Raw genomic sequence first — 18,156 nt, 5'->3', positions numbered from 1 at the left:
AGCCATTCAAGAAGAATGACTGAATTAAGTTTAATTACCCCCATAGAATACCTCAAAGGTGTAGGTCCACAAAAGGCTGATGTGCTCAAGAAAGAGTTACAGGTATTTACCATTGGTGATCTACTAACGCAATATCCTTTCCGTTATATCGACCGTACAGAGTTTCATAAAATCCGGAAACTTCATCCCGATATGATGGCGGCACAGGTACTGGGGCGATTGGTTTCGCTACAACTCGTGGGCGAGAAAAGAACGAAACGTCTTGTCGGTTCTTTCAAAGATGAAACGGGCTCCATGGAACTGGTCTGGTTTCAGTCCATCCCATGGCTCCAAAAATCATTAAAAGTCGGCTCAGCCTATATTATTTACGGCAAGCCGAGCGAATTCAATGGGCAGCTTTCCATTACGCATCCCGAAATGGATTTATATAATCCGCAGGTTAAACAGATCGGCAACATGAGTTTGCAGCCGGTGTATTCGTCGACAGAAAAACTCAAAAAGTTCAATCTGGATACCAAAGGGATCCAACGCTTGCAGCAGACTGCATTGGAAACTGTATTCCGTGGTATTGACGAATCGCTTCCTCAGGATGTCATCATTAAGCATCGTTTGATTTCCAGACAACAGGCTTTTGCATCCATACATTTTCCAAGCGATCAAAAGGAGCTGAACCAAGCGATTAAACGCATCAAGTTTGAAGAACTATTCTTTATACAGCTCAAGTTGCTCAACAACAAACAGCTCAATACCCAGAAGTTTAGAGGCCAGCGCTTCAATAAAGTCGGTGAAAAATTCAACACGTTCTTTAACGAGCGCCTTCCATTTCCTTTAACAGGAGCGCAGAAACGCGTTGTGAAGGAAATTCGCCTGGATACCAACACAGGCGCGCAGATGAACCGCCTCGTACAGGGCGATGTAGGGTCCGGGAAAACTGTTGTTGCCCTGATGAGCATGCTGCTCGCTGTAGACAATGGATTTCAGGCCTGCATGATGGCTCCGACAGAAATCCTGGCGACCCAGCATTATCATGGACTTAAAGATCTTGTTGGCGAAGATATTGTTACGATAAAGCTTCTCACTGGCTCCACCAGTACGAAAGAACGTCGTCTGATCCACCAGGCCCTGGAGGATGGTAGCCTGGATATTTTGATTGGCACCCATGCCCTGATCGAGGATAAGGTAAAATTCAACAACCTAGGCTTCGTAGTAATTGACGAACAGCACCGTTTTGGTGTAGAACAGCGGGCAAAACTCTGGCGCAAGAATGTCATTCCACCGCATATGCTGGTTATGACAGCGACACCAATCCCACGGACACTAGCCATGACCATGTACGGCGACTTGGACATTTCCGTCATAGACGAATTACCTGCAGGACGTAAACCAATCAAAACTGTCCACTTTTTTGAAAGTTCGCGTTTACGAATGTTTGGTTTTATGCGTGAGGAGATTGCCAAAGGCAGGCAGGTCTATGTGGTGTACCCGCTCATCAAGGAAAGCGAAAAACTTGATCTGATATATTTAGAAGCAGGCCTAGAAAATTTGCAACGTGAATTTCCGCTACCACAGTATAAGATCAGCATTGTTCATGGTAAAATGCCCGTAAAAGATAAAGACTTTGAGATGCAGCGCTTTGTCAAACATGAAACGCAGATCATGGTTGCTACCACCGTTATTGAGGTCGGTGTCAATGTCCCGAATGCTTCGGTCATGGTCATTGAAAATTCCGAACGTTTTGGGCTATCCCAGCTGCACCAATTGCGTGGCCGCGTAGGCCGTGGTGCCGAACAGTCTTTCTGTATCCTGATGTCGGGGAATAAACTGAGCAAAGAAGGACGGTTGAGACTGGATACCATGGTGCGTACCAACGATGGATTTGAAATTGCAGAAGTGGATCTGCAGCTCCGTGGGCCGGGCGATATATCCGGGACACAGCAGTCGGGTGTTCTTGATCTCAAAATGGCAAATCTGGCCACAGATCAAGCGCTGCTCACCGAGTGCCGAAATACCGTTATCGAAATCTTCAAAGAAGACCCGATGCTCCAAAGCGAAAAAAATCATTTGCTCCGAAGCTTCCTCGCAAGAAAATCAGAGGGTATCGCCTGGGACAAGATTTCTTAATCGCATGTCATTTTCGCTAGGAAAATTGATCCATCAGGGCAGGGCTTCCTAAAAGCCCCTTATCTTTTTTGTATATAAAACCAAATTTATTTACTTTTGCATCATTATGAACATGATATAGAAAATATCCCTTCTTTTACTAGGCAAAAGATGGCGACCGAACGTTTACATATTTTGAGTTGCCCTGGTAAGCAAATCACAGGAAATTTATTGGTTAATGGAGAATTATGTCATAATCGGCATCAGTCTTGTGTGGTGTACAAATACATAAATTCTTAAATTTACCTTTTCAAACAAACATCGAGCTTTCGGGCTCATTGAACAATAATTAAAAAAGTGAATGAATAACAAGAGTTAGGTAATAAATAGCTTGCACAGCACTGTTCAATCTCCTTTCGATTTCACTTAAAAGACTTAATAGTACAAAATGGCCAGATTTAAAATACACGATACAGCTATAAAACCCGAAACAGCCGTCTTGGTGAGTGTCATCACCCCAAGCGTAACGGAAACAAAAGCAAAGGAATACTTGGAGGAACTTGAATTTCTTGTGGAGACTGCCGGTGGGGAGACCAAAGGCATGTTTACACAAAAGCTGGGTTTCCCAGACCGTGCCACATTTGTCGGCAGCGGAAAGCTGGAAGAAATAAAAGCTTATGTTGAAGCTGAAGAAATTGATATCGTTGTTTTCGACGACGAGCTTTCACCTTCCCAGCTGCGCAATATTGAAAAAGAACTCAAACGCAAGATACTGGACCGTTCCAATCTGATCTTGGACATCTTTGCCCGACATGCCAAAACTGCACAGGCAAAGACACAAGTAGAATTGGCCCAATTGCAATATCTTTTACCACGTCTGACCCGTATGTGGACCCACTTGGAACGTCAGCGCGGGGGTATTGGTATGCGTGGTCCGGGTGAATCACAGATTGAAACCGATAGACGTATCATCCTGGACAAAATTTCTTTGTTCAAAGAACGCCTAAAAGCAATCGACAAGCAAAACGAGACGCAACGGAAAAACCGTGGTGAGATGATCCGTGTAGCTTTGGTAGGTTATACCAACGTAGGAAAATCGACGATTATGAATATGATCTCCAAGTCTGACGTACTGATCGAGAATAAACTTTTTGCTACACTGGACACCACAGTACGCAAAGTTGTGATCGACAACCTCCCCTTCCTGCTTTCAGATACGGTCGGCTTTATCCGTAAACTACCGCACCATTTGGTGGAATGTTTCAAATCGACATTGGATGAAGTTCGCGAAGCCGATGTACTGATCCATGTAGTCGACATCTCACACCCCAACTTTGAGGACCATATCCAAGCAGTAAATGAGACATTGAAAGATCTTAAGGCATTGGACAAACCAGTGATTACGGTATTTAACAAGATTGATCTTTACAAACCGGCTGTTGAAGAAGGGCATGATGGCGAAGAGATCGAGGTCACATTGGATGATTTCCGTAATTCATGGATGGCAAAAAATGCAGATCCCGCAATCTTCCTATCAGCAACAAATAAAACGAATATCGAAGAGTTCAAACAAAAACTGTACGATATCATTGTGAAGATGCACAATGAACGTTATCCATACAATAACTTATTGTATTAATTTTGACAAACAATCCTGTGAATGGGCCTTATGCCCATTCAAAGTTTAAAAAAATACGAAATGAACAAAGAGGTGCAGTTTCAAGATTGGGGTCTTGTCGATTACCAAGAAGCATGGGACAGACAAGAATCCATCTTTAAGGGAGTATTGGATATCAAGCACGACAATAGGGTCAATGCGACAACGACCATTACCCCAAATTACTTGATCTTCACAGCACATCCGCATGTTTACACCTTGGGGAAAAGCGGGCACGAGGAATACTTGCTGTTAGATGAAAAAGGGCTCGAAGAGAAGGAGGCCAAATTCTACAAGATCAACCGCGGTGGTGACATTACTTATCACGGCCCCGGGCAGATTGTCGGTTACCCGATTCTGGATCTTGACAACTTCTTTACGGATATCCACCTTTATCTGCGCACACTGGAAGAAGCGATCATATTGACCTGTGCTGATTTTGGTATTGAAGCCGGAAGATATCCCGGGTTTACAGGTGTATGGATTGAACCGGATAAGCCAACAGCGCGCAAAATATGTGCGATGGGCGTACGTGCTTCACGCTGGGTGACCATGCATGGCTTTGCCTTCAATGTCAATACAGATCTTGACTATTTTAGCAATATCATTCCTTGTGGCATTGACGATAAAGATGTTACGTCGTTAAAGCGGGAACTTGGCAAAGAAGTCGACATGGAAGATGTGAAAGAAAAACTGAAAGGCCATATTGCGAAACTCTTTGAAATGCAAATAGTGTAATTTAAGTTTTCAACAACATACTAAGGCCCTTTGAAAGCGGAATTTTAATTTCCCTTCAAAGGGCCTTATTTCTGAGCATCCCCGTTCCTCCTGTTTAATAAAATTCCTGCTAAGGACACAGACGAAGGACATCTTCAGACACTTAGTGGTCTTTCCGTGCCCCCGACGCTATTTTCGAATATTAACAGTAAAACATACATTCGTAGCTGGCGAGTTTCCCATCGGCGAATCTGAAGATAAATAGCCCAGCATCGCCGTTCTGGATATAATATACATGCGGATCAGTGATCCAATTCGCCGAAAGCAGGTCGCCAAAGTGGTCTACAAAGTCTTTTTCTGCATAATTAGCACCCATCCGCTCACTCCCCATGACAATGGTTTCGCCAGCACTAAAAAATAGCTGGTACAAACTACCCGCCACTCGCCCTTTACTATTTTTTTCAAAAGCGACGATCATATTGGGTGTTTTATAATAGTACTGTGGCTCCCACCCACATTCGGGCATATCCGGGATTTCGGAAACCCGTTGTAAAGCCAGTTGCTTCATTTGAGCATCTGTGATCTTTCCGTCAAATAAAGACACGCCTTTCCACTCGAAATGAAAGTTTAAAGCTTTTAGTTTCTTTGCATATACTTCAGACTGGAGTTCATTGTGAAACTTATCGGCCAAGACCAATTCAAAATCGATATCAACTTTGGGATCCACTACTCCTGCTTTGGTGTAGGTTTCCTTCCAATAAGTAAGGGCTTCTTTCAATTTGGAATACTTGGTCCAGCCTATTTCCCGCAGACGACCTACCGCCGCCAGCTCCTTTTCCTGATCCTTTCCTTTGACGTCCAAGTAATCTTTTAAGACCTTTTCATAGGTGAGTTGAGCCCCCAGATATTTCATTTGAATATATTCAGGTCGCTCATGAAAGTGATCGCCAATATACACCCATCCGTCAGCATACAGCGGCACATAATCGACACATACCATTTCATTGAGCCCTGCCCTACGCACAGCGGTGCTTGTTGTATTGGGTGCCTTATGCACGCGCAATTGCGAGACCTGTATATAGAAATGTGGGCATTGGGCATCTGTTGTTCCACGATAGAAATATTGTTTTGGCTCGCCAGCAGATTTTTTTCCGAACATGGCACTTTTGAGGGGCTGACGGTTTATATACCCGATATCCCCATTACTCACCTGCACCTTATACTGTGTATTGGTGGAATCTAGCAGGTAGACAGGTGCCTCCGTCGGAAAAACTCCCAAGAGGTCTTTACTGTTTCCTGCTTCACGGTAAAGGTGCCCCCATGTTGAGGTATACATTGGCCGCTGACCTGCTGGCTGTGCTACTGCGTAATTGATAAACCAACTAACAAAAAAGCAGAGTATAAGTAATCCTTTTTTTGACATACATTTAATTCTTTTTCAGATATGAGCTACGTTTAATATCGCTCAAACAGCAGGGAATACTCTTTCTCTAAATGCAATTGAAGCGTTCCCAAATGCCAGTTAAACAAACAGCTTCTTAGTATCGAAATTAAAACAAAAAAGAAGCCAATGAAATCACGGGGGTCAGGTATTTTTTGAGCTAGGGAACGATCAGATGTATAAACTACCGTATGTCACTATTTGCGTTGCAGTAAACTCACCTGAACTTCCAATGAGAGGATTGTCTTTTCTTGTGCTTTGACCGTTTGCTCTAAAGCATTGACCAACTGCTTATAAATCCCAAGGCCTTCGGCTGTGGTTGGAGGTGTTTCGACAGGCGGCGCACTTACCTCCACTTTCTCATCCTTCCGCATCATGGTTCCTTCGCCCATCAACAACCATGCGGGACTAATATCGGGATGTTTGGACAATATAGCGATCATGGCATCCGAACTGAGTGCGGTATTCTTCTGCCCTCCTTTAAAGTTTGCATAGGAAAGTTGCACATCTCTGAAAAATTTGGTTTTACTGATGCCTTTGGTTTCGGCGATCAGCAGCACGCGTTCCTTTACATTCACTTTTGCCCCTTTTTAAAAAATGTTTTGTGCTTTATTTATTCTTTAGTAAATCGAGCTCTCTTTCTAATGAAGACAACAATCTCTCCAAGGACATAATTGTCTTCTCTTGAGATTTAATCGTGATGTTTTGCGAAGCTATAACCTGTCTCAAACTATTGATTACAGAATTCGTAATTCCCTCCAATTCAGGTGTTAAATAAGTTCCCTCTTCTTCTTTTAATATGAGATTAGGCTTTAGCATATCGCCTTCCCCCTTTAGTAACCACTCGGAAGAATATTGCGGATATTTTTCAACAAGATTTATTAACCACTTAGATTGTATATCAGTTCCATTGGCAAGCGCACGGGTAAAAACCCCTTTACTTGCCCCTATTGTAGCTTCAAAAGCTGAAACACTCATCCCCTCCCTATCCGCAACAATCTTAATTCTCTTCAAAACAGAACCCATTACCGAAAATTTTAATATAAATATTTGCTTTACCGAAAAATAGTTCTTAATTTAGTGTCATCGAAGACAATTATAAACTACTTTACGAACCAAAAAATATGAAACCAACAAGGCTTTAAATCAGTGCACGGATCAGCATTAGCCCTAACAGCGGTTTCATTGACTAAAAAATTATAATCTGATGAAAAATACGGAAAAGAAACTAAAAGCGAAACATTTTCGCTATTTATGCAAGGATATAGTCAAAAATCCAATGATCTATATCAGGGATTTCTATCGCTATGAAATGGATATTATTTGTTGGATGAATCATATTCAGCTTTTTGTCAACGCAGCAACTGTCCCCGAAATGGCAAATCGCAATTTTGCTGAAAACGGATATTATTGCAAAGAAATGATCAAACAGATTGAGGTGGCTTATGTAATTTTTCACCAATGTCAACTTCCGAAACAAGAAAATCCATTGAATTTCTTTTCGACAAAAGAAGACTACCACAACTACGTATTTAAACTGGAATATACGACCCATGGACATATAGATCCTTCTGACACCATCAGTAAGTTCTTCTCCTACCAATCTCTTCAAAAATGGTACGATACAATGGATGATATCATGCACTATCTAACGGTATCCGACTCCGGTAACTACGAATATTTTGGCGATCAAATTATGGCCATACGAGAATTGCTGATGCGCCTCGCATTCGCCCTACACTATATTTATAAAGATGAGGGAATATCCTTAAATGTTCCATCTTATGTAAAAGCTATCAATGATGAACCTCATCAGTCTACCAAAGAGAAACCTATATTACGGCAAATCATGGAAGAAAGTATTGATAAAAAATATGCTCAAAAAGAAGCGCAGAAAAATAGTAGTGATATTGAAGACAGCCAAAGCTCGGACACATCAGAAATCCCCGTAAGCGAAAATAGCACTTTAGAAACGATAGACTAATCTCTTTTAAATCACCAAAGATCAATGAAACCCGCATAAATTATTTTACCAAAGTGCAACCAATTCATGAATACAGTTGAAAAATAAACTATTCATGATTAATTAAAGAAGGGAATTAATAAATGGTATCAGGCTCGTTGAATACCGCTTAAAACAGTGCTTAATAAAAACCTAATTTGTGCGTCGACAAAGAGGTATGAAGGAAAAATAGATAATAACCAGAACACCAAACCAAATTAATTATGAACACCGAACTTACCCCTATTATCGAGGCAATCCTTCGTGCCGTTGCCGTCGATGAAATTTACCAATGGACTTTTGACCACGATGGTAAAAAGTATCAAATGTTACAGGTCAATCTTAGCTCAAATGCCGGAATCCGATTTTCCGATGCCAATGGTCTTATAAACAAAACTGTTGGTTCCTATCCCAATGTATATATCAATGTGAACTTCACGCACGAAATACAACAAAAAATAGATCAAGGTTTAGGTCGGGCATACCTTATTTGCCAACCTGAAAACCGCATTTATCTGAATCCTGTGCAAGACATCCCCCTTGTCTTACCAGATAATAAAAGTGACGAAGTCATCGAAAAAACACGAACATATATCGATAAGGAAAAGGGCAAGATTCGATCTTTTATAGAGGGTTACAATTTCTATTTCGAACATAAAAATCATGCACACGCAGCATTTATGCTACACCAAGCTTTAGAACTTGCATTTCGAACAGCAGAAAACATCCTCGTCGTTGAGGATAAAAAGTCGCATTCGCTAAAAAACCATATAAACTATCTCAAAGCTTTCGACGATCGCCTCGGCACACTAGCCGATAATAACGAAAACAAACAGGCTTTGGAGAAAATTAATAAGGCTTACATTGACTATCGATATCACTTTGACTATTTTATCGATGAAGATGTATTAGAAACAGCCTATCAGATTGCTATCAATACATTAAACTGGATATACGATTATTCGAATATTTTATTCAAAGAAATTAAGTCAAAACTTAACTCGCCTGCAGTCACTAACTTCGAAGTTGAAAATTGCAAAAATAACAATGAAATATACAATCAAAGTTATTGTAACGCTAATTATCGGGACCTCATTTTAAATGCTATAGAGCGCTATTGCACCCCTGCGCTGGTCGTATGTTTCGGTTATGATTCTGATCATCACAACTATCATAATGCGCTGAAAAGGGTAAAAAATGATTGCATAACGCATGCTTACTATATCTTGGTCGCTTATGATATTTTAAGCACCGACATCAATAATCTAACGCAGCTCATAACAGGTATGCTTCCCAACAATGTATCACTTACGATGGTCGCGGAAAACACGAAAGCTTTCACCAAACAGCTCTCAAACGGGCATCCATTTTTTGTCTCGCTCATCAAAGTGGGCGACATCTGGTTTCAGAATCCATCCATAGCCAATATCGATCGGGAAAGCATCATTGCCCCACAGCTAAATCTAGGTTATGTACGTCAACAATGGAAGACACGCTATAATAACGCGCGCACATTATATTTACCTTGTGAGGAAGACTACTTAGCAATAAGCATCGAGGCCATATATTATATGTTATCTCAAGCGCTGGAACAAGTTTGTCTTGGCGTAATCAATACCGTACTTCAATACAAACCGCAACGGATCAATCTCACTTTCCTCATGCAACTCTGCAAATTGATAGTTCCTGATGCTTACGCCACATTTTGCTTGGACCGTGAAGAGTCGCTTAAGGCCTTTAAAAACATTACGGAAGCACAACAACAATTTACGCACAATGCAAATTATAAAGGAGATCCATTAACAATTATAGAATTGCAAAAACGCACAAAAACGTTTATGGAAAGATGTAACCAAGAGATGGAAAGCTATTTTGAGAAAATTTCTAACCAACAGCTGGTCGAACAAGTTGAATAGAACGGGCTATCAAAAATAGAAGCCTGGGCACCCTTATTTCAAGGGATTATTCAAGACCAATAAACGCTCTAAAATTATCCTTTGAGATTACCTGAACATCTGCGCTATAGGCTTCTACAAAATTTGACGGTATTTTTGCTTTCGCCTTAGGGTTCCATTTAAATTCGTAACCAGTTATTTTGCCGTCCGCTTCTTCTACATAATCGATTTCTTGCTGCTGTTTCGTCCGCCAAAAGTATTTGTTGACAAAACGTCGGCTATAACTGTTGTGTTTTAAGCGTTCTGAAATCAGAAAATTCTCCCAAAGTGCACCCACATCATCTCTTAATTCGATTGGATTAAAGTTTTGTATCACAGCATTGCGGATTCCGTTGTCATAAAAATATATTTTTCGATTTGTCTTTATTTCATTACGCAGGTTTCGGCTAAAGGAAGTCAAGGGGAATATAATGTAAGAAATTTCCAAGAGATGAATATAATTGGCAACAGTGTTTTTATCAACTCCTGTCAGCTGGGCAATTTCATTATAGCTCACTTCGGATCCAATTTGAAAGGCTAGGGCTTGAAGGATCTTCTCGAGAACTTCTGGTTTTTTTATATTCGCTAAGGCTAAAATATCCCGATACAAATAACTTTGAGAGATCTCATTGAGTACTTCCCGTTCGTCACCGCGGCTAGTAATCGATTCTGGATAAAATCCATAAACCAGTCTGGTTTCCAGATCGCTTGCAGCATTAAGAAAGCCACTACTATGCTCATATTCTGCATAAGAAATAGGGAAAAGATTGAACTCTCTCTTACGTTCTGTCAATGGTTCATGCGTATGAGTTTTCAACTCAAGCGCCGAGGATCCGCTGAGGATAAGCTGTACATCTTTAAATTGGTCATGTATAATTTTTGCTGTTAAACCTATATTTTCGATGCGCTGTGCTTCATCAATAAATACCACTTTAGCTTGACCAATAATTGTTTCAATCTTTTTTGTGTTAGGACTGTTGAGATAAGTCCTTACCAAGGGATCATCCCCATCCAAAAATAAATAATCGTCACCAGAAAGTATCTCTTTGATCAGGGTAGTTTTACCTACTTGCCGCGGACCAATTAGTAGGATAGTCTTCCCCTTAAAAAGTGCTTGCTCCAACTTATTTTTGATTAATCGCTGTATCATAGTACATTCTGTATTCACCAAAAGTAATGCTTTTCGGTGAGTTTATTCACCAAAAAGCATTACTTTTGGTGAATAACAAGATTATTAAACTTTTGTATACTATTAAATACTGCCTTAAATACGATGGAATACGCAGAATTGATCAGTTGAAGCCTTTAAGAAATCACCATTACATTTATCGAAGAATGTAACTAGGAGATGGAAAGCTATTGTAAGAAAATTTCTAACCAATAGCTAACCACGCCACCGACAAGTATCCAGATAAAGTCTAAAGATCTTAAATGGAAATTACAAAAATCACAGGACAACCTAATTTTTTTCTGTACCCCTGTTTTAACACCACTCTGTACCTAAACTGCATCCTGTACCCTTCTTAAATTAGCAAAAAGATTTATTCTTATGCCGACAACTGCACATCAACCGTATCTGATCAGACAAGTGGATCTTTCTGATTTAGCGCTTATCAAAGAAATACTCAACAAAAAACACCTGGATACAGACTCGATAAGCATGCCTTTCCTAGTGCTCGAACAAGGCAATCAATTAAAAGCCTTTTCATCTGTAATACTCTGCAAAAAGAATTTACTGTCGGTCGAAATGACCTACGAGGGTCCTATTTCGGATACGCTCTTCAAAGTATTCACGGACAAAGCGCAATCCTTCTTTGAGCAGCAGTTGATGGACCTATTTGGTTCGGAAGAATCGCTCAGAAAAGGAATCTACCGATATAATAACTGGTTAAATCAAAGCAGAAACAGTAAATTAGCATAAGGATGGAACAGCAACTGTTATATAAAAAAATAGCCAATATTGTCGAGAACCAGATCAAAAATGGTTCTTTAGTATATGGCGATCGTTTACCTTCTGTCCGCAGCGCTCAGAAATTATACAATGTAAGTTTAAATACGGCAAAAAGTGCCTATATGGAACTAGAGAGTCGATCGCTAATTGAATCACGTCCCAAATCAGGCTATTTCGTTAGTCGATCCGGCCTTCGTCGGATGGCTATCCCGTCCATTTCTACCTTCAAAATCGACGAAAAGAAACAAGATCCCGCGGCATTGATCGATAAAGTTTTCCACTCCCTGGAAGACAAGGAAATTACACGCTTTTCACTGGGTTTACCCAGTGCATCATTACTTCCGATTCAAAAACTTAATCGATGCATTATAGAGTCGGTTCATGAGCTGCATGATTACGGTGATCAATATGGACAGGTACAGGGAAGTCCGAACTTACGGAAAGAAATTGCCAAATGGTCATTGGTACTTGAAGGAAAAATAAGTGACGAGGATCTTATTATCACGTCGGGTGCCATGAATGCCATCTACAGCTGCCTTCGTGCCGTCACTAAACCCGGCGACACCATAGCGGTAGAAAGTCCCCTTTATTTTGGCTTTATTCAGGCTTTTCAACTATTGGGTCTCAAAACCATCGAGATTCCTACCCACCCTATTACGGGAATTGAATTGGATGCTCTGAAAAAAGTTATTCATAAAATTGATGTCTGTTGTTTTGTCACCAACTTTAGCAATCCATTGGGCGCACTCATGCCTGAGGAGCACAAGAAAGAGCTTGTCAAACTACTGGCACACCACCATATTCCATTGATTGAAGACGACCTCTATGGGAACATCTATTTCGGTTCGTCACGGCCCAAGCCATGCAAATATTTTGACGAAGAGGGACTGGTAATGTGGTGTGGATCATTTACCAAAGTATTAGCCCCAAGTTTTCGGCTCGGTTGGGTTGAGCCCGGGCAATACAAGGATAAGATCCTAAAACAAAAACTCATACAGACGATTTCGCAGCCTGCAATTTATCAAGAGGCGGTCTCTAAATTCTTACAGATCGGCCGGTACGACCATCACCTCAATAGTTTCAGAAAAAAACTGTACAACAATTATGTCAATTTCAGAAACAGCATTGAGGCACACTTTCCTGAAAACACCAAAATGTCGCAGCCCGAAGGTGGCTTTGTACTTTGGTTAGAGCTGGACAAAAAGATAGACTCAACGGTGCTCTACGATTATGCGCTCAGACAAAAGTTGAGTTTTGCACCTGGAAGGATGTTTACGCAGCACGATCAGTTTAAGAATTGTATTCGGCTTAACTATGCGGTGGACTGGAACGAAAAGACGGCACAGGATCTGATGCGCCTCGGGCGATTTTTTAAGGCTGTATTGTAAGAGGAAATTTCCGCGATCATCAGTTTGGTATCATTGGATAAAAATTGATCTGCGCCGCGAGGCGTTGTCTACCCAGATCTTGACCTTAAAAGTATTTAACCCTTATCCTATAAACGCGCCAAGGATACCTTGTTGGCGCGCTGAAATCTAAAAGCACGAAATATATTTACCTCGCAGAGAGAAAAGAATTTTTGTTAACGAATCGTCTCAAAGAATTTTTTAGTCTTGTTATAGGCGATTAAACCAATTATACCAATCATCAGCCATAAAAAGTCGACGACAAAAATATCCCGCTGTCCATTGCGGAAGGTATCCCAGATCCAGTTACCAGTCATAAAACCATTGACAAGTGGAATAAAAAATGCCAAGATACTTCCCACAAGCAATGTTTCGCGATTGGTTCTGCGAATGCTTCTCCGGATAATATAATACAGTGAAAATAGGAGCCAGCTATAGAAATAAACGCGGTATATAAAATCCTGATTGACTTCCGGAATCAATTTAATAGCAATGAAAGTTAATGCAGTGACAGGCAACATCGTCAGACATATTGCTGTGAAAATATTGGCCGCCCAGAAATTGAATTTTCGTTTTCGTGGAATTACGTTGTTTTTGTCACGCGCGACCAACCAGATCAGTATACCGGAGATAATAACGAGACAGCCCATAACGCCTAAAATAAAGTACACCATCTTGAGCGGGTAGCCTCCATAATCGCCATAATGCAGCCGATATATAATGCTGCGGACCCCATCTGCATAGGTAGCTTGGCTTACAGGGGATTTTTCGGCAACAATTGTATTATCGGCAACTCGCACGGATAATATACCCGAACCAGCAAAACTCTTATTAAAATGCGGCTCCAGTTCCATAACAACATGCATATTGGAATCTGCGTAATTTTTGATCGTGATGCGCTGAAAATCGGATTCTGGCCATTTATACTTTGCCAAATCCAAAAATGGAGCGATCTTAACCTGTGCATCAAGGTGCTTATAGGTATAAGGGAAATTTGTATCCGCACTAACACCTATGTCTTGATACATTTTTTGTTGATCACCGTCATAAAGCAGCTTACTAAGTGGTAAAGCCAATACCGAATTGATAATCAAAAAGGTTCCGGTCACGGCAAAGATAAATTGGAATGGAAAACCGATAACACCCAATGCCGTATGCATATCGGTCCATACTGTTTTCCATTTGCTGAAAGGCCTGAATACAAAGAAGTTCGATACAATCTTATCCCAATGTAACAATAACCCAGTGATAAGAGCAAATAGAAAAATAAAAGCGGTTATGCCTGCAATAAGATAACCAAATGGTGCTATGCCTACCCTAATCGGTACTTGATTGAGTTGGGCCAAGAAATGTAAACGGAATAAAAACTCTCCCATATCGTAATTCTGCACATAATCACCATATTTTTTGTTGGCGAAATTGTAGGTAAAGTTTTTCGAATCATCCTCTCCTCCTCTTCTTCGGCTATTTTTTTTTGCGGCTTTTTGTTCGGGCGTTATCTTGGCTAAATTTTCTTTGTTTACGATTGTATCATTAGATGCACTAAGTGCTACATAAGCTGCTGTGCCTTCGCGGTGCATATAAAAGGTGATATCACGTCCTTGTAAATTGGTCTGCCCCTTGATTGAATCTAGCAATCGGTCAAAGTTTTGATGATCTTCACGGTAGGTTTTATAGGATGTATTATTCTGCCAGGCAGCAATTTCATGTCTAAAAAATGCAAATGAACCCGCAAAGAATATCACATAGAGGATAGCACAAATGGTAATGCCACTGATGGTATGTGTATTGAAGTAAATATTATAATTTCGGTTATTCATGACGAATTACATTTTAAAGAAATAAGGCAAAGAGAAAATTGCTGCCAAAAGCAAGTATATCCCCCATATCTTCCATCCGCTCTTAGCAAGGAAGGCCAATAAGAGCAATATTGCCCATAATAGATAACCGGTGAGACACGCTGTAGCAACAACATCTTTTTTCTCAAAAATATGTGTGACTAAGACATGAAATGAGAGCATCACAACATAACCACCGACAAAACCGGCTGTAATTTTCAGGAACCGTTGAAAGGGTGTACTGAGATATTTTTTATTGGCAGGCATATTTTATCGGTTAGGAAATCAACAATTCAACACAAAGGCTAAATAAATAGAGGCCCAAAATCGGATACAATTTAAAATAGCGGTAAGGATTCAATAAAACCACGAGACTCATCATGCACATGAAATAAGCAAAAAAAGCAAAAAAGCCCGCTCCGAAACCTTGCAGATAAAGCACGACGGCAAAGGGAATGAGTAGCAGTAATATGCTTAAAATGCGCACAAACTTCGTTTGTGCGCACATTCTTTCTAGCCAAGGTGGTCTAGGCCCGAACTTCACTTTTTTACTTGAACTGTAAAAAAGATAGGTTCCACAAAGTATCACGATAAGCAATGTACTATACATCAGTTATATATTTTAGCTAGATCGTTTGTTTAAAACTTATAGGTAACTCCCATACGGAAATTACGTCGCGCTTCTACGATGTAGGTATAATAGCTCACACTTTCTGCTATTTTAGCATTTTTTGCTGTGATAGAGCCTGCTGTAAGCAGCTTTCTATTGTCCAACAAGTTATTAACCATTACAGAGATATTATATCTGCCTTTTTGGTAACTAATACCACCATCGGTTCGCAAATAATTCTTGAAATTACTTTCTTTCGTGGTTCCGATAGCACGATCAAACATTCCTTGAACGCTACCGACAAAGCCGATACCTTTCAACGGACCCTGCTGCAAACGATAGGATACCCAAGCGTTGGCAGTATGTTTTGCAGTATTTGGCGTAATATCACCAATCTTCTCTTCTCTTGAATCTTTTGATATTTTAGAGTCCGTCAACGCATAGTTGGCATTCACATTTAATCCGGGTAGCACTTCGCCAGTTACATCAAATTCGATACCTTTCGATGTTGTCTCACCTATAGCTATTTTAAAGAAACTATTTGTACTTCCTGGTATTGGATGATCAAAATCATCAGCTAGTGCATTTTTTCTTTTTATCTGATAGGCACTTAAAGTCGATATCCACTTTCCACCTCCCCATTCTCTTTTCACACCAGCTTCAAGATCGTTCCCACGAACTGGCTTGAAAGGATTTCCTTCCCAATCAGAACCAGCCTGAGGAACAAAAGATTGATCAAATAACCCATAAACACTTGTCGATTTGTCAATAGAATAACTCAACCCGACACGTGGAGAAAATGCCTTATCATTTTGGTCTGGTATTACCTGCGTGCCTACTGTTTTTCCCAGCGTCTCTGCCACAGTATAACGCAATCCTAAAGAAAGACGTAACTTTTCATTTAAAAAAGCCATCTCATCATGTGCGTAGAAAGACATATAGCTAGTTAAATTCACATAGTTGGAACCTCCGGCGCGCACCTTGATATTCTTTGATCGGTCAACAACAGGAAAAACTGTTCCCGGAATGTTATATTGTGGATTATAGACGTTCAATGGCGTACCTGGAATTTCAGCGAGTAGAGTTCCAAAATCGCCCCAAAACTTCTTATTTCCATAATCCGCTCCGACCAATATTCGGTGACGAACACTACCGGTATATTCTTCTCCATTTAAAGAAACCTGACCGAAGCGATTTTCACCATGCTCGTCCGCAATACTGTAATAACGAGGCATGTTACCATTCGCAGTCATGTAATTCAACCAGGTACTTGTCGCCTTCATATCAAAATTGAAGTACGCCATCTGCGCATGTAATTTCCAGCGATCGCTCAACTTTCGATCTAAATAAACATATGCACTGTGGTCCTTAAGCTTACCTGGTTCCATGGAAGGGTCACCATAGAAAAAATCATTGGAAATATCTGGATCGGCAAATCCCTTAGGCGAAAAAGTATAATTACCATTTGCCAGATAGGTAGATCCTTGATAAGTGTATTCAAATGTTAAATTCGTCAAAGAATCGACCTTATAAGTCACAACTGGAGCCACAACAACACGATTATTGTAGTTGTATTTTGTAAAATAATCCTTTTGCTGGGCAGCCATATTTAAACGGTATAACAACTTGCCATCTTTCCGTAATTTACCATCAAAATCAACCGCGGCGCGATAGGTACTGAAACTTCCCACATTAAATGTCGCCGATCCCTTAGTATTTCCTGTTGGTTTCTTGGTAACAACATTATAAAACCCTCCTGGCTCACCATTCGCTAGCATAAAACCTGCTGGTCCTTTTACAAACTCGATTCGTTCGATCATGCTCGCATCTTCGGCAGTTGGTCCCCAAGAGGCCTCGATATTCATACCGTTACGAAATGCCGGAATCTTAGATCCGCGCATGCGTATGTTAGCGTACTGATTGTCCCAGTGACCTTGGCGTGTAGCCCCGCTAATATTCCGGGTGATACCATCGACAATATCAAATACTTGCTGATCGGCCATTAAATCGGATGAAATAACCTGTATATTCTGAGGCAACTCCAAGATTGGTGTTTTAAGACGCAAAGATCCCGATATACTATCGAATTTATAGTGTTCATAGTATTTACCATACACAGCAACTTCATCGATTGCTTGCGATTGGTCCTTTAATAGGATGGGGCCTAGGTTTGTAGGTACATCTTTCACGTTCACTTCCATCACGTGTTTGCTATAACCGATCGCTTTAATCTCCAAATGGTAGGTCTTCGAAGCAAGCTTATCGAAGATGAAGTGTCCCTCACTATCCGTACTTGTCGTGACACCAGTATTCGTCAATTTTACGGTCGCTCCGGAAATGGGCTCAGATTTTTCATTGATAAGAACCCCTTCAATAACTTTGTTCGTCTGTGCCTGTGCAACAGAAAAAACCGAACTTATCAAAGGAATGGCTAAAAAGGATAATGTTTTATTCATGAATGTAGTATGGTAGATGTTTTTTTAGATCTTCTTTTTTCAAA

14 protein-coding genes are annotated in these 18,156 nt (G+C 40.6%); 7 read left to right on the top strand and 7 right to left on the bottom strand.

The features are described from left to right. Positions 1 to 15 precede the first annotated feature (15 nt). The 3 genes from recG to lipB all read left to right on the top strand — a co-directional run bounded on the left by recG (position 16) and on the right by lipB (position 4,495). Positions 16 to 2,121, top strand: coding sequence for an ATP-dependent DNA helicase RecG (recG, locus tag J2X77_RS18125; RefSeq protein ID WP_310081895.1), 2,106 nt, complete (start codon positions 16 to 18; stop codon positions 2,119 to 2,121). Between the two features lie 427 nt (positions 2,122 to 2,548). Then, positions 2,549 to 3,739: a GTPase HflX gene (hflX, locus tag J2X77_RS18120; protein ID WP_310081894.1), complete on the top strand. Its 1,191-nt coding sequence runs from the start codon at positions 2,549 to 2,551 to the stop codon at positions 3,737 to 3,739. A 60-nt stretch (positions 3,740 to 3,799) separates the two neighbouring features. Continuing rightward, entirely contained in the window at positions 3,800 to 4,495 is a 696-nt protein-coding gene (gene lipB, locus J2X77_RS18115) for a lipoyl(octanoyl) transferase LipB (protein ID WP_307184627.1), read from the top strand. A gap of 181 nt (positions 4,496 to 4,676) precedes the next feature. On the opposite strand, the gene J2X77_RS18110 is transcribed toward lipB, so the two are convergent. The 3 genes from J2X77_RS18110 to J2X77_RS18100 form a co-directional block, all read right to left on the bottom strand. Next, positions 4,677 to 5,897: a hypothetical protein gene (locus J2X77_RS18110; protein WP_310081892.1), complete on the bottom strand. Its 1,221-nt coding sequence runs from the start codon at positions 5,895 to 5,897 to the stop codon at positions 4,677 to 4,679. A 215-nt stretch (positions 5,898 to 6,112) separates the two neighbouring features. Further along, the gene (locus J2X77_RS18105) at positions 6,113 to 6,493 is read right to left on the bottom strand and encodes a hypothetical protein (RefSeq protein ID WP_307184625.1); all 381 of its coding nucleotides are present in this window, start codon (positions 6,491 to 6,493) and stop codon (positions 6,113 to 6,115) included. Positions 6,494 to 6,524: 31 nt separating this feature from the next. Continuing rightward, a complete protein-coding gene (locus tag J2X77_RS18100; protein ID WP_307184624.1) occupies positions 6,525 to 6,941 on the bottom strand; it encodes a hypothetical protein in 417 nt (138 codons plus the stop codon). A gap of 181 nt (positions 6,942 to 7,122) precedes the next feature. Here J2X77_RS18100 and J2X77_RS18095 point away from each other — a divergent pair, with 181 nt between their 5' ends. Next, entirely contained in the window at positions 7,123 to 7,899 is a 777-nt protein-coding gene (locus tag J2X77_RS18095; RefSeq protein WP_307184623.1) for a hypothetical protein, read from the top strand. Positions 7,900 to 8,141: 242 nt separating this feature from the next. Continuing rightward, positions 8,142 to 9,833, top strand: a complete 1,692-nt coding sequence (locus J2X77_RS18090; protein ID WP_307184622.1) for a HEPN domain-containing protein — start codon at positions 8,142 to 8,144, stop codon at positions 9,831 to 9,833. A gap of 46 nt (positions 9,834 to 9,879) precedes the next feature. On the opposite strand, the gene J2X77_RS18085 is transcribed toward J2X77_RS18090, so the two are convergent. Beyond that, the gene (locus J2X77_RS18085) at positions 9,880 to 11,001 is read right to left on the bottom strand and encodes an ATP-binding protein (RefSeq protein WP_310081890.1); all 1,122 of its coding nucleotides are present in this window, start codon (positions 10,999 to 11,001) and stop codon (positions 9,880 to 9,882) included. A 399-nt stretch (positions 11,002 to 11,400) separates the two neighbouring features. On the opposite strand from J2X77_RS18085, the gene J2X77_RS18080 reads away from it, so the two are divergent. Continuing rightward, a complete protein-coding gene (locus J2X77_RS18080; RefSeq protein WP_307184620.1) occupies positions 11,401 to 11,772 on the top strand; it encodes a hypothetical protein in 372 nt (123 codons plus the stop codon). Between the two features lie 2 nt (positions 11,773 to 11,774). Further along, positions 11,775 to 13,190, top strand: coding sequence for a PLP-dependent aminotransferase family protein (locus J2X77_RS18075; RefSeq protein ID WP_307184619.1), 1,416 nt, complete (start codon positions 11,775 to 11,777; stop codon positions 13,188 to 13,190). A gap of 194 nt (positions 13,191 to 13,384) precedes the next feature. On the opposite strand, the gene J2X77_RS18070 is transcribed toward J2X77_RS18075, so the two are convergent. From J2X77_RS18070 to J2X77_RS18060, 3 genes are all read right to left on the bottom strand, one after another. Next, positions 13,385 to 15,028: a PepSY domain-containing protein gene (locus J2X77_RS18070; RefSeq protein ID WP_307184618.1), complete on the bottom strand. Its 1,644-nt coding sequence runs from the start codon at positions 15,026 to 15,028 to the stop codon at positions 13,385 to 13,387. A 6-nt stretch (positions 15,029 to 15,034) separates the two neighbouring features. Next, positions 15,035 to 15,313, bottom strand: a complete 279-nt coding sequence (locus tag J2X77_RS18065) for a hypothetical protein (RefSeq protein ID WP_307184617.1) — start codon at positions 15,311 to 15,313, stop codon at positions 15,035 to 15,037. A gap of 372 nt (positions 15,314 to 15,685) precedes the next feature. Further along, positions 15,686 to 18,112, bottom strand: a complete 2,427-nt coding sequence (locus tag J2X77_RS18060) for a TonB-dependent receptor (RefSeq protein ID WP_307184616.1) — start codon at positions 18,110 to 18,112, stop codon at positions 15,686 to 15,688. Between the last annotated feature and the right edge of the window lie 44 nt (positions 18,113 to 18,156).

Source organism: Sphingobacterium sp. 2149, assembly GCF_031455655.1.
Classification (GTDB): domain Bacteria; phylum Bacteroidota; class Bacteroidia; order Sphingobacteriales; family Sphingobacteriaceae; genus Sphingobacterium.
The sequence above is the reverse complement of the archived record's forward strand: the minus strand, read 5'-3'. Positions and strand labels throughout refer to the sequence as shown.